The organism is Herbaspirillum sp. GW822-FHT03A08 (genome assembly GCF_058801885.1).
On record NZ_JBXANR010000004.1, the window covers coordinates 245,014 to 259,064 of the forward strand.

Annotated in this window: 15 protein-coding genes; 8 read left to right on the top strand and 7 right to left on the bottom strand. The window is 59.7% G+C overall.

Features of this window, described 5'->3' with window-relative positions; all coding sequences use genetic code 11:
* Positions 1-24: 24 nt before the first annotated feature.
* Both AC1RN6_RS14310 and hrcA read left to right on the top strand, forming a co-directional pair.
* Positions 25-714, top strand: a complete 690-nt coding sequence (locus AC1RN6_RS14310; protein ID WP_493006106.1) for an HAD family hydrolase — start codon at positions 25-27, stop codon at positions 712-714.
* Between the two features lie 65 nt (positions 715-779).
* Positions 780-1,811: a heat-inducible transcriptional repressor HrcA gene (hrcA, locus tag AC1RN6_RS14315; RefSeq protein WP_094565365.1), complete on the top strand. Its 1,032-nt coding sequence runs from the start codon at positions 780-782 to the stop codon at positions 1,809-1,811.
* A gap of 156 nt (positions 1,812-1,967) precedes the next feature.
* On the opposite strand, the gene fur is transcribed toward hrcA, so the two are convergent.
* A complete protein-coding gene (fur, locus tag AC1RN6_RS14320) occupies positions 1,968-2,393 on the bottom strand; it encodes a ferric iron uptake transcriptional regulator (RefSeq protein ID WP_007881067.1) in 426 nt (141 codons plus the stop codon).
* An 80-nt stretch (positions 2,394-2,473) separates the two neighbouring features.
* On the opposite strand from fur, the gene AC1RN6_RS14325 reads away from it, so the two are divergent.
* The 5 genes from AC1RN6_RS14325 (at position 2,474) to AC1RN6_RS14345 (ending at position 5,399) form a co-directional block, all read left to right on the top strand.
* Positions 2,474-2,983 (top strand): outer membrane protein assembly factor BamE, encoded by a 510-nt coding sequence (locus AC1RN6_RS14325; RefSeq protein ID WP_493006107.1) that lies wholly within the window; start codon positions 2,474-2,476, stop codon positions 2,981-2,983.
* Positions 2,984-2,995: 12 nt separating this feature from the next.
* Entirely contained in the window at positions 2,996-3,802 is an 807-nt protein-coding gene (dapB, locus tag AC1RN6_RS14330) for a 4-hydroxy-tetrahydrodipicolinate reductase (protein ID WP_493006108.1), read from the top strand.
* 132 nt (positions 3,803-3,934) lie between these two features.
* Positions 3,935-4,630: a MotA/TolQ/ExbB proton channel family protein gene (locus AC1RN6_RS14335; RefSeq protein WP_493006109.1), complete on the top strand. Its 696-nt coding sequence runs from the start codon at positions 3,935-3,937 to the stop codon at positions 4,628-4,630.
* A complete protein-coding gene (locus AC1RN6_RS14340; RefSeq protein WP_493006110.1) occupies positions 4,627-5,070 on the top strand; it encodes an ExbD/TolR family protein in 444 nt (147 codons plus the stop codon). The genes AC1RN6_RS14335 and AC1RN6_RS14340 overlap by 4 nt, the downstream gene beginning before the upstream one ends.
* Before the next feature lie 2 nt (positions 5,071-5,072).
* On the top strand, positions 5,073-5,399 hold the full coding sequence (locus tag AC1RN6_RS14345) for a barstar family protein (protein WP_493006111.1): 327 nt from the start codon (positions 5,073-5,075) through the stop codon (positions 5,397-5,399).
* A gap of 52 nt (positions 5,400-5,451) precedes the next feature.
* Here the strand turns inward: AC1RN6_RS14345 and AC1RN6_RS14350 are convergent, their stop codons facing one another.
* From AC1RN6_RS14350 to AC1RN6_RS14375, 6 genes are all read right to left on the bottom strand, one after another.
* Positions 5,452-6,270 carry a phosphodiesterase gene (locus tag AC1RN6_RS14350; protein WP_493006112.1) on the bottom strand — a complete coding sequence of 273 codons (819 nt, stop codon included), beginning with the start codon at positions 6,268-6,270 and terminating at the stop codon, positions 5,452-5,454.
* A complete protein-coding gene (locus AC1RN6_RS14355) occupies positions 6,267-7,391 on the bottom strand; it encodes an ABC transporter ATP-binding protein (RefSeq protein WP_493006113.1) in 1,125 nt (374 codons plus the stop codon). Before AC1RN6_RS14355 ends, AC1RN6_RS14350 begins: the two co-directional genes overlap by 4 nt.
* Positions 7,388-8,191: an ABC transporter permease gene (locus AC1RN6_RS14360; protein WP_493006114.1), complete on the bottom strand. Its 804-nt coding sequence runs from the start codon at positions 8,189-8,191 to the stop codon at positions 7,388-7,390. Before AC1RN6_RS14360 ends, AC1RN6_RS14355 begins: the two co-directional genes overlap by 4 nt.
* Before the next feature lie 10 nt (positions 8,192-8,201).
* Positions 8,202-9,059 carry an ABC transporter permease gene (locus AC1RN6_RS14365; protein WP_493006115.1) on the bottom strand — a complete coding sequence of 286 codons (858 nt, stop codon included), beginning with the start codon at positions 9,057-9,059 and terminating at the stop codon, positions 8,202-8,204.
* Between the two features lie 2 nt (positions 9,060-9,061).
* Positions 9,062-10,069, bottom strand: a complete 1,008-nt coding sequence (locus AC1RN6_RS14370) for an ABC transporter substrate-binding protein (RefSeq protein ID WP_493006116.1) — start codon at positions 10,067-10,069, stop codon at positions 9,062-9,064.
* A gap of 64 nt (positions 10,070-10,133) precedes the next feature.
* Positions 10,134-11,153 carry a LacI family DNA-binding transcriptional regulator gene (locus tag AC1RN6_RS14375; protein WP_493006117.1) on the bottom strand — a complete coding sequence of 340 codons (1,020 nt, stop codon included), beginning with the start codon at positions 11,151-11,153 and terminating at the stop codon, positions 10,134-10,136.
* 230 nt (positions 11,154-11,383) lie between these two features.
* On the opposite strand from AC1RN6_RS14375, the gene leuS reads away from it, so the two are divergent.
* Positions 11,384-14,041: a leucine--tRNA ligase gene (gene leuS, locus AC1RN6_RS14380; protein ID WP_493006118.1), complete on the top strand. Its 2,658-nt coding sequence runs from the start codon at positions 11,384-11,386 to the stop codon at positions 14,039-14,041.
* Positions 14,042-14,051: the final 10 nt, after the last annotated feature.

Genomic DNA, 14,051 nt, shown 5'->3' on the forward strand with positions numbered 1-14,051 from the left:
TTAGACGACTCTGAATCGATTTTGATGAACAAAACACATATACAGGCCGTCCTGTTCGACCTCGACGATACGCTCTGGGCAATCGAGCCGGTCCTGCACCTGGCCGAAAGCCAGTTGTACGACTGGCTGCGCCAACATGCTCCGGGCGTGGTCCAACGGGAAACGATAGAGAGTCTGCGCGCACGCCGCATGCTGCTGGCGAAGAGCGACCCGAAATACAAGATCAACCTGTGGGCCTTGCGTCATGCGGCGCTGAGCGACGTGCTGGCCGAGCATGGCGAAGACCCGGCGCTGGCTGATCCGGCCATGGAAATCTTCACCACCGGCCGCAATGCGGTCACGCCCTTCGACGATGTCGTTCCTGGCTTGCTGCAACTGAAACCGCGCGTCAGGCTCGGCACCGTCTCCAACGGCTTTGCCGATCTTGGCCGTATCGGGCTGGCGGAGCATTTCGAGATTTCCATTGCCGCGCACCAATTCGGCACAGCCAAACCTGATCCGACCATCTTCCACGCAGCCTGCACGGCGCTGGACGTCGCACCGGAGCAGACCGTCTACGTCGGCGACGATCTCACCCTGGACGTGCTTGGCGCCCAGCAAGCCGGCCTGCGTGCCGTCTGGATGAACCGCTTCAAACGCGAGTTGCCCGACCACGTGCGTCCCGACGCGGTCTGCACCGACCTGACGGAACTGGCAAACTGGCTGGCAGCCTGAGCAGCTGAGCACATATAAATGAGAAGACGCTGGCAGGCCTGCCGCCGGGTCGTTAGAATGAAGACATGCAACTAGACAATCGCGCTCAAACCCTGCTCAAGGCACTGGTCGAACGGTATATCGCCGACGGCCAGCCAGTCGGCTCACGCGCGCTCTCCAAGATTTCGGGACTCGAACTGTCGCCGGCGACCATCCGCAACGTCATGGCCGACCTGGAAGACATGGGCTTCGTCGCCAGCCCGCACACTTCCGCCGGACGGATTCCGACGCCGCGCGGCTATCGCGTGTTCGTCGACACCTTGCTGACCATCGAATCGATCGACGCCATCGACGAAGCGACGCTGGAAACCAAACTGCAATCGCGCTCGCAGATCAACTCGCCGCAGAAGATCATTTCCAACGCGGCGCAGGTGTTGTCGTCGCTGTCGCAATTCGCCGGCGTGGTCATGACGCCCAAGCGTGAGTCCATCTTCCAGCAAATCGAATTCCTGCGCCTGTCCGAAAAACGCATCCTGCTGGTGATCGTCGGCCCGCGCGGCGACGTGCAGAACCGCCTGCTGCTGACCGACGTCGATTACACGCCGTCGCAACTGGTGCAGGCCGCGAACTACATCAACCAGCACTACGGCGGCCTCGGCTTCGACGAAGTCCGCCTGCGCCTGCAAAACGAACTGCGCCAGCTGCGCGACGACATGACCAGCCTGATGCAGGCAGCAGTCGAAGCCGGCAGCGATGCCATGGCGGATGAGTCCGACAACGTCGTGATTTCCGGCGAACGCAATCTGCTGAGCGTGTCCGATCTGTCGTCGAACATGACGTCCCTGCGCAAGCTGTTTGACATGTTTGAACAGAAGACCAGCCTGATGCAGTTGCTGGACGTATCGAGCAAAGCCACCGGCGTGCAGATCTTCATCGGCGGCGAATCGCAACTGGTGCCGATGGACGACATGAGCATCGTCACCGCACCGTATGAGGTCAACGGCAAGATCGTCGGCACGCTGGGTGTGATCGGTCCGACGCGCATGGCGTACGAACGCGTGATTCCCATTGTCGACATCACTGCCAAATTGTTGTCGAGCGCGCTGAGCAACAGCTGAAGCTGCAAGCAGCAGGAATGTTGCAAACGCCTTACCCAACTTTACGCGCGCAGGACAGACAATAAAAAAGCCATCCGGTATTGCTGCCGGATGGCTTTTTACAAATAATGCTGAACGGTCGCTGAATTGCAGCGGAATACCGCATCTGCCGCTTGGTTACTTCTTGGTTTTCTGGCAATCCCGGCAATGTCCGTAGAGCGCCAGCGCATGGTCGGCAATCTCGAAACCGTGCTCCTGAGCAATCTTGACCTGGCGCTTTTCGATTTCGGCGTCGAAAAACTCTTCGACCTTGCCGCAATCCAGGCAAACGAGATGGTCATGGTGCGAGCCTTCATTCAGTTCGAACACGGCCTTGCCGGTTTCGAAGTGATTGCGCTGCAACAGGCCTGCCTGCTCGAACTGGGTCAGCACGCGGTAGACCGTTGCCAGCCCCACGTCCAGATTGTCGGCCAGAAGGATTTTGTAGACGTCTTCCGCACTGAGGTGGCGCACCTCGGTATTTTGGAAGATTTCCAGGATTTTCAGACGCGGCAGAGTAGCTTTGAGGCCGCTGGCTTTCAGTTCGGATGGATTATTAGGCATGTTTCAGTAAAAATCGGGTTATCTGCTTTATCATATAGCGTTTTAGCACAATTGCTCAACCAATTGAAATCTTTATGCGAATGTTGCCTTCCTACCGTATTACCGCCCTCGCGCTGATCGCGCTGGGCTCCCTGCTGTCCGGCTGTGCATCCAACAAACCGGCAGAAGGCGCAGCATCGGCTGACGCAAGCGGCGTGCATGTGATCAAGAAGGACGGCAGCCTGTTCGGCTTCTTCAAACCTTATCGTATCGACATCCAGCAAGGCAACTTCGTTTCCAAGGAAATGGTCGCCCAGCTCAAACCCGGCATGACACGCGAGCAGGTTCGCTTCGTCCTGGGCACACCGCTGCTGACCGACGTGTTCCACTCGGATCGCTGGGATTATGAATTCCGCCTGGCCAAGGGCAACGGCGAAATCATGAGCAGCCGCGTCTCGGTGTTCTTCAAGGAAAACCTGATGGACCGCTACGAAGGCGGCAACGACTTGCCGACCGAGCAGGAATATCTGTCCCTGATCGCCGGTTCCAAGAAAGGCGCTATGCCTGAGCTGTCCGACACGCCGGTCGCCCCGACCATCACGAACAAGTAAGATTTTAGCAATATGAGCGCACTGAAAATCGCCGTAGCCGGCGCTTCCGGCCGCATGGGCCGCATGCTGATCGAAGCCATCCAGAACGCCGATGACATGGTTCTGGCCGGCGCACTGGACGTGCCCGGATCGCCAAGCCTGGGCACCGATGCCGCGTCCTTTCTCGGCAAGCCCGCCAACGTGACGATTGAATCCGACCTTGCCAAAGGCCTGGCCAATGTTGACGTCCTGATCGATTTCACGCGTCCGGAAGGCACCCTGAAGCACGCCGAGTACTGTGCCGCGCACGGCATCAAGATGGTCATCGGCACCACCGGCCTGGAACAGGAAGCCAAGGACGCCATCGCTGCCGCGGCGACCAAGACCGCCATCATGCAGGCGCCCAACATGAGCATCGGCGTTAACGTCACGCTCAAGCTGCTGGAAATGGCAGCCAAGAGTTTTACACATGGCTACGACATTGAAATCATCGAAGCGCACCATCGCCACAAGGTCGATGCGCCATCCGGCACCGCGCTGAAAATGGGCGAAGTCATTGCCGACGCCATCGGTGTCAAGCTCGATGACGTTGCCGTCTACGCCCGCGAAGGCATCACCGGCGAACGCGATCCGTCGTCGATCGGCTTCTCCGCCATCCGCGGCGGCGACATCGTCGGCGACCACACTGTGCTGTTTGCCGGTATCGGCGAGCGTATCGAAATCACCCATAAATCGTCCAGCCGCGTCACCTACGCCCACGGCAGCCTGCGCGCCGCGCGCTTCCTCGCTGACAAGTCGACCGGTTTGTACGACATGCAGGATGTACTGGGACTGAAGTAAGTCATCCCGATCCGGCGCGCCTGTTTTCTCGCGCGCCGGATCTGATTTGCTGTGAATCTGCTGCGAATCTTTTCACGAATGACCGCTCCAACGGATTGCCATTAACTCTGTCGTTAACCAAGAGAACACACCATGGAACAAACCGTTGGATTCGCCCATTACTGGGCACAGGGCGACGCCGTGTCACATGCCGTCGCTTACATCTTGCTACTGATGTCTATTGCAAGCTGGTACTACATTCTTTCCAAAACCTGGAGTTCCTGGCGCATCCGCCGCAGCAGCAATGCGCTGGACGGTTTCTGGAAAGCACCGACGCTGACCGACGCCATCGCCGTCATGCAAACCGTCGACAGCGAAGAAATCTATATTCCTCTGGCGCTGCGCTCGTCCGAAGCCGCCAGCATTTCCTCCAAACAGCAAGGCGCGCCGTCGCTGAACGCCGCCACAGATCCGGGCGAACTGATCACGCGCACGCTGCGCCGTGAAATCAACCGGGTCTCGGCACGGCTTGAACGCGGTCTGACGCTGCTGGCGTCGGTAGGCTCGACCGCGCCCTTCGTCGGCCTGTTCGGTACGGTCTGGGGCATCTATCACGCGCTGGCGGCGGTATCGGCCAGCGGCACCGTGCAAATCGACAAGGTCGCCGGCCCGGTCGGCGAAGCGCTGATCATGACCGCGCTCGGCCTGGTGGTGGCGATTCCTGCCGTGCTGGCCTACAACGCCTTCACGCGCATCAACCGCCTGACGCTGGCGGAACTGGACGGCTTTGCACACGACCTGCACGCTTACCTGACGACCGGCGAGCGCGTCGGCGAGAGGCAATCATGAGCTTCGGCGGCTTCAACGACAATCAGCACTCCGGCCCGATGGCCGAGATCAACGTCACGCCGATGGTCGACGTGATGCTGGTGCTGCTGGTGATTTTCATCCTCTCGGCGCCGTTGTTTACACACTCTTTGCAACTCGACCTGCCGACCGCCAAATCCGCGCCGGCGCCGGAAAAACCGCAAACCATCAGCGTCGCCATCGATGCTGCCGGCAAACTCTACTGGCAAGACCAGCCCGTCACGCTGGCCGAACTGACCAACCGCATGAGCGCAGCCGCCGTCAAGCAACCGCAGCCGGAAGTCCAGCTGCGCGCCGACAAGGCGACGCGTTATGAAGTGATTGCGGATGTGATGTCGGCGGCACAAAGCAACGGTCTCAACAAACTTGGTTTCGTCACCGATCCCAAACCCGATTCGCCTGCGGGCGCGGAGAAAAAATAATCATGCCAACCGCCCGCCTGAATGGCGAACTCATTACCGATTGGGACAGCTTTCACAGCGAATGCGAGAAAGTGTTCGGCTTCCCCGATTTCTACGGCCGCAACATGAACGCCTGGGTCGACTGCCTCAGCTACCTGCGCGATGACGACGGCATGAGCAAGTTCGTGCTGAAGGAAAATGAAGTGCTGACGATTGAAGTCCAGCACAGCGAGAAAATGCGCGCCGCCGCGCCGGACATCGTGGAAGAATTGCAATTCTGCGTCGCCATGATCAACGAGCGCTGCGAGGACTACGAAGAAACAGCAACGCTCAAGCTAGCGTTGCTGTAATCCCTCTTTTGTCTGATTTCTAGTTCGCTCAGTCGATCACTGAGTCGATCACTCAGTCGATAAGATTGTCGCCGTCATAAAACGGATACGGTCCCTCGAACTCCCCCACATAGGCCGTATGACTGATCAGTCCGGCCTGCTCATCCCACAGATGCAACTGAAATCCCGGCGGCTCCATGACGAACTGCGACGCCGCTTGCGGATCCAGATCCAGCATCACCTGATGCGAGACGCCCGGACAGGTTGAGGCGATCGTGCCGCCGAAACGCGTGGTGATCGGCCGATGCAAGTGACCGCACAAGACGCGCTCCACCTGCGGATGCCGCCGCACCACTTCTTCCAGCAACTGCGGATTCGCCAGACCGATATCGTCCATGTGGCCGATGCCGGTCTTGAAGGGTGGATGATGCATCACGATCACCGTCGGGCGCTGCGGTTGTTCGCTCAGGACGCGATCCAGCCAGACCATGCTGGCAGGTGCAAGCTCGCCGTTGCTGGAACGTGGAATCACCGTGTCCAGCGCAACGATGCGCAGCACATGATCGTCGATGACGTATTCGATGCGCTCGCCGCCCTGCTGAAGATAGACATGCTCCGGAAATGCCGCACGCAGCGCCTGGCGCTCGTCGTGATTGCCGGGCAGCAGGTAGTAAGGCACGCTCAGCGGCGCCAGCAAGCTGCGCAGCATCGCATACTCTTCAGGCAGACCGAAATCGACCAGGTCGCCCGTGAACACTACCGCGTCGGGACGCTGTTTCAGCTGGTTCACCTGCGCGATGCAACGGCGCAGGCTCTCCGCCGTGTCGACCACCTTATAGGATTTCTTGCCCGCAGCCTTGATGTGCAAATCGGAAATCTGACAGAGAATCATGGACGCTCCTCCCCTTCCCATGGCTTGCCGGGCAGTTGCATGACCGCATGTTCCGGCACGCGCAGGCCGATGCGTTCGCCGGCATGCCAGACGCCGCGGCGCCGTGTTTCCACGATGACCGGTAGCTCGTCGCCAATGTCCACCAGCAGGCGCGTACGGTCGCCCATGAAGAAGGTCGACATGACGTCGCCGAAGATTTCTGCGCCGACGGTTTCCAGCGGCACGATGTCGACGTCCTCGGGACGGAACATCGCGGTCATGGTCTGATTGTCCCTTACCGATGCCATCGGCACGGCACCTGCGGAGAACGACAACTGGCCGGCGCGTCCCACACCTGTCACGCGATTCATCGTGCCGATGAAGTCGGCGACAAAGGCATTGACCGGACGATAGTAGATGTCTTGCGGACTGCCGATCTGCGCAATCTTGCCGCGCTCCATCACCACCACGCGGTCGCCCAGCGCCATGGCTTCGCCCTGATCGTGGGTCACGTAAATCGCCGTGATGCCCAGCTTGCGCAGCAATTGATTAAGGTCCGCGCGCAGGGTTTCGCGCAGCTTGGCATCGAGCGCCGTCAGCGGTTCGTCCAGCAGCAACACCTTCGGTTCTACCGCCAGTGCGCGGGCCAGCGCGACACGCTGTTTCTGGCCGCCCGACAACTGGTCGATGCGGCGATGGCTCAATCCTTGCAGGTGCACCATTTCCAACAGCGTCTCGATCTTCGCCAGCCGTTCGGCCGACGCCATCTTGCGGATCTTGAGACCGTATGCGATGTTCTCGCCGACGGTCATGTTGGGAAACAAAGCGTAGTTCTGGAACACCATGCCGACACCGCGCTTTTCGATCGGCAAGTCGGTAACGTCGTCATTGCCGAACATCACACGACCGCCGGCGTCTGGAAACTCCAGACCTGCGATGAGACGCAAAGTCGTGGTCTTGCCGCAGCCGGAAGGGCCGAGCAGAACCAGCGTTTCGCCGGGATGGATTTCCAGGTCGATCGGTTCCAGCGCGGGCGTGCCATTGCCAAACGTCTTGGCGCAGTGAACCAGCCTGATCGACAGCGGCTTGGCGGACGAGGGAGGCATGGATGAAGAAGATGTTGAACTCAAAGACTTGCTCATAAGCGTACTCGTGCACGTGTAGTCTGCGTCACCCATTGCATGGCGATCAGCAGCGGAATAATCATGAAAAGAAAAATCAGGGTGTAAGCCGAACCGACTTCCAGACGCATCGAAGCGTAGCTGTCGGCCAGGCCCACCGGCAAGGTCATGGTCAGCGGCGTATGCAGCATCCAGGTGATATTGAACTCACCGACGGATAAGGTCACCACCATCAGCGCACCTGCCAGAATGCCGGACATCACGTTGGGGATCACCACGCCGAAGAAGCGCTGCGACATGCTCGCGCCGAGGCTGGCGGCAGCTTCTTCCAGCACCGCCAGTTGCGACGACTGCATCACCGCCAGCACCGGCCGCACCATGAATGGCAGCGTGAACAACACGTGCCCCACCAGAATAAACAGCAGGCTGCCGCGAAATGCACGGTATTGACCGTAAGCCATGATCAGCGCCAGCGCCGTTGCCAGTCCGGGGACCGCGACCGGCATCATCAACAGCTCTTCAAACACGCGCGCCAGACGGCTGTGGCCGCCCTTGTAGCGCGCCAGCATGTATGCCAGCGGCACGCCGACGACCAGCGTCACCGCGAGGCAGGCCAACGCGATGACGATGGAACGCCAGATGGTCATCTGATAGGTGTCCCACACCTGTGCCACCCAGCGCAAAGTAAAGCCGCTGGATAATCCGACAAAAAAATTCTCCGTCACGCCGGCCAGCATCGACAGCACCACCGGCACGATCAGGAAAGCGCACACCAGCAAGGTGAACGCCAGTTGCAGATAGAAACGAAAGGATTGCTTCACGATCTTCTCCCTATGCCGTCGCCGGCACAGTGCTGCCGGACAGGGAACGCGCCAGCGCCAGAGCGATCCAGGTGATCACGCCCAGCACGATGGACAAGGCCGCCGACATCGCGAAATTGGCGTAGCTGGTGAATTCGTTATAGATCGCCATCGGCAAGACATCAATATTGGTCGCCAGCGTGAACGCAGTGCCGAAGGCGCCGACGCTGGTAGCAAAGCAAATCGCCCCGGATGAAATCAGCGCAGGCGTCAGGGCCGGCATCATGACGTCGAGGAATACCCGCACCGGACTCGCGCCGAGTGACCGGGCGGCTTCTTCCAGTGACGGATCGAGCTTTTCCGCCGCAGCCATCACTGTGAGGATCACGCGCGGAATCGAAAAATACAGATAACCCAGAAACAAGCCCGCCAGCGAATACGCAAACACCAGCGACTCGCCGAACAGTTTTTCCGTCAGGGCGCCGATCAGGCCTTGTCGCCCTGCCAGCATGATGACCATGAAGCCGACCACGACACCTGGGAACGCCAGCGGAAACGTCAGCATCGCCAGCAGCAGCGGCTTGCCGGGAAAGCGATTGCGTTGCAAAAATAAACCGACGAAGGACGAAATCGCCAGCGTCGCCACGGTGACGACGCCGGACAACACCAGCGTCGACACCAGGCTCCACAGGTAGTGGCGATTGGTCACGACGGCCAGATAGGCCATCGCGCCGGTCGGACCGCTGGCGCCGACGCCGACCAGACGCAGCATCGGCAACAACCAGAACGCTGCGAACAGCGTCATGCCCGGCACCGCAAACAACCAGACTTTGCTGCCCGGACGTTTGCGATTCGGACGATGAGACTTGTTAGTCACGTGCACCGACATAGTTACTTCACTTCAGCCAGGTAACGTTCGCTGAACTGACGCTGCACTTCAGCCATCTTGCCGTAGTCGACCGACTTGGCGCGCGCGTAATCAGCGGCAGGCAGGAAGCGTGCTTCGGCTTCTTTCGAAATGGCCGAGGCGCGTACCGGACGCAGGTAGGCGTTGGCCCAGATTGCCTGGCCTTCGTTCGACAACAGGAAGTCCAGCACCTTCTTGGCGTTAGCCTGGTTCGGGCCGTTCTTCACGAGGCTGACGACGTAAGGCACGGTGACGCTGCCTTCTGCCGGGATCACGAACGCGACGTTGGCCTTGTCCTTGTACTTGGCGCGGTAAGCGTCGAAGTCATAGCCGAACAGGATAGGAATTTCACCCGAGATCAGACGCGCATAGGAAGTTTGCTTCGGCACGATAGGCTGATTCTTTTGCAGCGACTTGAAAAAGTTGATACCGGGTGTGAAGTTGTCCAGCGTACCGCCCAAAGCCTGGTTCACCGCCACGGCGCCGACATAGCCGACGAAGGCGCTCGCAGGATCCAGGTAACCGATCAGACCCTTGTATTCAGGCTTGAGCAGGTCCGCCCACGAACGCGGCACCGGCTTGCCCTTCAATGCATCGACATTGACCATCAGGCCCATGGTGCCCGAGTGGATCGTGGTCCAGTAACCTTCCGGGTCTTTCAGACCGGCAGGCACGTCGTTCCAGCCGGCTGGCTTGTACGGAGTGATGATGTCGTTTTTCTTGGCTTCGATGCCGAAGGTCACGCCGACATAAGTGAAGTCGGCAACCGGGCTGGCCTTCTCGGCCATGATCTGCGCCAGCGCCTGACCGCTGTTCTTGTTGTCAGGGGGCACGGTGATGCCGGTCTTTTCCTTGATGGTCTTGATCTGGGTAGCCCAGTCAGCCCATTCCGGCGGGCAGTTATAGCAGATGACGTTTTGCGCGGCGACGCTGAACGAGGCCGCGAGCGCCGCACTGGCTGCCAGCGCCTGGAGGATTTTAGATAAACGCATGTGAATTCCTTTCTGTTGCTGTTGATATTTTGTATAACGAGAGCGGGTGAGAAAAACGAAAAACTCAGGGAACAAACATTTGCACCGATCCGCCATCGCGGATCGCATGCGCAAGAATGCTGGAGGCCGGCTGACCGGCGCCGTCGGCGCCTGATTGCTCAATCGCCGCCACCAGCGTGCGCAACGCAACCTCGCCAATCTGTTCAGACGGCTGCACCGCACTGGCCAGTACGGGCGACATCATCTCGCCCAGCGGAATGCCGTCGAATCCCATCACCGAAATATCCTGCGGCACGCGCAAGCCCAGCGTGCGCAAGTCGCGCATGGCGGCGAAGGCCAGCAGATCGTTGGAGCAGAACAAGGCGCTCGGCCGTTGGCCGGCATCGGCGAAGGACTGCACATAATCGACGCCGAGGCCGGTATGGCGCGGGACTTCGATCGGCGTCATGGGCGTCAGGCCATGTTCGCGCATGGCCTCGAGGTAGCCGTGATAACGCTGGATCGCGCGGTCGGATGCGTGAAAATAACCGGACAGCATCTGGATACGCGTATGTCCTAACGCAATCAGATGCGCCACTGCGTCGTGCGCGGCAGCGCGGTTGTCGACCGAGACCGACAGGCGAGCGGCCTGCTGCGGCTGGTTGTAAGTCAGGACATAAGGAATGCGTTCGCTGTCGAGCACGTCCAGGGTGGCGCTGGCGCTGGCGTCGGCCACCGTCAGGATGACACCGTCGACGCGGTGGCTCAGCAGCAGGTCGACTGCGGCGGCCTCGTCTTCCTGGCGGTATTCGGTCGCGGTGAACATCACCGAATAATCCAGCGAGCGCGCCGCCAGCTCGATACCCTGCAAACACTGTGCAAAGACCGTATTGGACAAGGTCGGCACGACGACGCCAACGGTGCGCGAGCGCCCTGCACGCAGGTTGCGGCCGTTGAAGTTGGGTCGAAAGCCCAAAGCGGCGATGGCCTCATTGATCTTGCCGGCCGTGTCCGAACTCACGGATTCCGGCTTGTTGAGCAGGCGCGATACCGTCGCAGTGGAAACGCCGGCTTGCTGGGCAACTTGTTTGATGGATGGCGGCACGATGTCGGATGATGACCGTTATGAAAACGATTACATCGTGCCAGCCCAATGTGACGAGCCTATGACCATGATCGCTTTCGACTTCACGGTCGGTTATTTCATTTCAGAAACTAAAAATCTTTCCGTCCGATCATTTTTCATGGCCAAACTGACATCAACGCCAAACTAGGTCGACACAGGGCCGAGCCAGTATAATGTCGGGTTTCGATCCTCCTTTGCCTCAACCCGTCATGCAAGATAAATACAGCCCATCAGAAGTAGAACAATCCGCGCAGCAGCACTGGATCGCGACCGACGCCTACAAAACCGTCGAACACGCGAAAGACAAGAATGGCCGCGACAAGAAGAAGTTCTACGCCTGTTCGATGCTGCCCTACCCATCGGGCAAGCTGCACATGGGCCACGTGCGCAATTACACGATCAACGACGTGATGTACCGCTACCTGCGCATGAGCGGCTACAACGTGCTCATGCCGATGGGCTGGGATGCGTTCGGCATGCCGGCGGAAAACGCGGCGATGGCCAACGGCGTGCCGCCGGCGCAATGGACTTACTCGAACATCGAGTACATGAAGAAGCAAATGGCTTCCATGGGTCTGGCGATCGACTGGTCGCGCGAGATGACTGCCTGCTCGCCGGAATACTACAAGTGGAACCAGTGGATGTTCCTGAAGATGCTTGAGAAGGGCATCATCTATAAAAAGACCGGCACCGTGAACTGGGATCCTATCGATCAGACCGTGCTGGCCAACGAACAGGTCATCGACGGCAAAGGCTGGCGCTCGGGCGCAGTCATCGAGAAGCGTGAAATCCCGATGTACTACGCCAAGATCACCGACTACGCCGACGAACTGCTGGAACACGTCGAAACCAAGCTGCCCGGCTGGCCCGAGCGCGTGCGCCTGATGCAGGCAAACTGGATCGGCAAGTCGACCGGCGTGCGCTTCGCCTTCCCGCATGACATCAAAGACGACGGCCAACTGATCAATGACGGCAAGCTGTGGGTCTTCACCACGCGCGCCGACACCGTGATGGGCGTGACCTTCTGCGCCGTGGCGCCGGAACACGCGCTGGCGACCTTCGCCGCAAAGAACAATCCTGCGCTGCAAGACTTCATCGCCGAATGCAAAAAGGGCAGCGTCATCGAAGCCGACATGGCGACGATGGAAAAAAAGGGCATGCCGACCGGCCTGTTCGTCACGCATCCGCTGACCGGCGCGCAAGTCGAAGTATGGGTCGGCAACTACGTGCTGATCACCTACGGCGACGGCGCCGTGATGGGCGTGCCTGCGCATGACGAGCGCGATTTCGCTTTCGCCAAGAAATACAATCTGGCGATCAAGCAAGTCGTCGCCGTCGAAGGCAAGACCTACTCCACCGAGGCGTGGGAAGAATGGTACGGCGACAAGGAGAACGGCAAGACCGTCGACTCCGGCAAATACGACGGGCTCGGCTATCAGGCTGCGGTCGATGCGGTTGCCGCCGACCTGACCGCCAAGGGCCTCGGCGAGAAGAAAGTCACCTTCCGCCTGCGCGACTGGGGCATCTCGCGCCAGCGTTACTGGGGTACGCCGATTCCGATCATCCATTGCGGCGATTGCGGCGACGTGCCGGTGCCGGAAAAAGACCTGCCGGTCGTGCTGCCGGAAGACTGCGTGCCGGACGGCAGCGGCAACCCGCTCAACAAGCATGAAAAATTCCTGCACGTCGATTGCCCGCAATGCGGCAAACCGGCGCGCCGCGAAACCGACACGATGGATACCTTCGTCGACTCGTCGTGGTACTACATGCGCTATACCTCGCCCGCATCTTCCAACGGCGGCAACGATGCGATGGTCGACTCGCGCAACGATTACTGGATGCCGATGGACCAGTACATCGGCGGCATCGAACACGCCGTGCTGCACTTGCTGTACGCGCGCTTCTGGACCAAGGTCATGCGCGACTTCGGTCTGGTGAAATTCGACGAGCCGTTCACCAACCTGCTCACGCAAGGCATGGTGCTCAACGAGACCTACTATCGCGAAGACGCCGCCGGCAAAAAGACCTGGATCAATCCCGCCGACGTCGAACTGACACATGACGACAAGGGTCGTCCGGTCACCGCCGTACTCAAGGAAGACGGCCAGCCGGTCATCATCGGCGGCACCGAGAAGATGTCGAAGTCCAAGAACAACGGTATCGATCCGCAAGCACAGATCGACCAGTACGGCGCCGATACTGCGCGTCTGTTCACCATGTTCGCTTCGCCGCCGGAGCAAACGCTGGAATGGTCTGGCACCGGTGTGGAAGGCGCCAACCGCTTCCTGCGCCGTGTCTGGGCGTTCGCTTACAACAATGCTGCGCGTATTGAAGGCGCCGGCGCTGTGGATGCAGCGCAACTGACCGATGCATTGAAGACACTGCGCCGCGAAGTGCACAAGATCCTGCAACAAGCCGATCATGATCTGAAGCGCATTCAGTACAACACCGTGGTGTCGGCCTGCATGAAGATGCTCAACACGCTCGAAGCCGCCAAGCTGGAAGACAGCCCGGCCGCGAACGCCGTGCTGGCGGAATGCACCTCGATCTTCCTGCGCATCCTCAATCCGATCACACCGCACATCACGCATGCGCTCTGGCAGGAACTGGGCTTCGCCAAGCAACAAGGCGATATCCTCGACGCCGAGTGGCCGCAAGTCGATGCCGCTGCACTGGAGCAAAGCGAGATCGAAATGATGATCCAGGTCAACGGCAAGCTGCGCGGCAGCATCACCGTCGCCAAGAACGCCGACAAGGCTGCCATCGAAGCGCTGGCGCTGGCCAACGAAAGCGTGCAGAAATTCCTGACCGGCGCACCGAAAAAAGTGATCGTCGTGCCGGGCAAGCTGATCAACATCGTTGCCTGATATCGATATT

Excerpts from the sequence above, each read along its gene's own strand:
- AC1RN6_RS14310 (WP_493006106.1), top strand. The coding sequence starts at position 25 with ATGAACAAAACACATATACAGGCCGTCCTGTTCGACCTCGACGATACG.
- hrcA (WP_094565365.1), top strand. The coding sequence starts at position 780 with ATGCAACTAGACAATCGCGCTCAAACCCTGCTCAAGGCACTGGTCGAA.
- fur (WP_007881067.1), bottom strand. The coding sequence starts at position 2,393 with ATGCCTAATAATCCATCCGAACTGAAAGCCAGCGGCCTCAAAGCTACT.
- AC1RN6_RS14325 (WP_493006107.1), top strand. The coding sequence starts at position 2,474 with ATGTTGCCTTCCTACCGTATTACCGCCCTCGCGCTGATCGCGCTGGGC.
- dapB (WP_493006108.1), top strand. The coding sequence starts at position 2,996 with ATGAGCGCACTGAAAATCGCCGTAGCCGGCGCTTCCGGCCGCATGGGC.
- AC1RN6_RS14335 (WP_493006109.1), top strand. The coding sequence starts at position 3,935 with ATGGAACAAACCGTTGGATTCGCCCATTACTGGGCACAGGGCGACGCC.
- AC1RN6_RS14340 (WP_493006110.1), top strand. The coding sequence starts at position 4,627 with ATGAGCTTCGGCGGCTTCAACGACAATCAGCACTCCGGCCCGATGGCC.
- AC1RN6_RS14345 (WP_493006111.1), top strand. The coding sequence starts at position 5,073 with ATGCCAACCGCCCGCCTGAATGGCGAACTCATTACCGATTGGGACAGC.
- AC1RN6_RS14350 (WP_493006112.1), bottom strand. The coding sequence starts at position 6,270 with ATGATTCTCTGTCAGATTTCCGATTTGCACATCAAGGCTGCGGGCAAG.
- AC1RN6_RS14355 (WP_493006113.1), bottom strand. The coding sequence starts at position 7,391 with ATGAGCAAGTCTTTGAGTTCAACATCTTCTTCATCCATGCCTCCCTCG.
- AC1RN6_RS14365 (WP_493006115.1), bottom strand. The coding sequence starts at position 9,059 with ATGTCGGTGCACGTGACTAACAAGTCTCATCGTCCGAATCGCAAACGT.
- AC1RN6_RS14370 (WP_493006116.1), bottom strand. The coding sequence starts at position 10,069 with ATGCGTTTATCTAAAATCCTCCAGGCGCTGGCAGCCAGTGCGGCGCTC.
- leuS (WP_493006118.1), top strand. The coding sequence starts at position 11,384 with ATGCAAGATAAATACAGCCCATCAGAAGTAGAACAATCCGCGCAGCAG.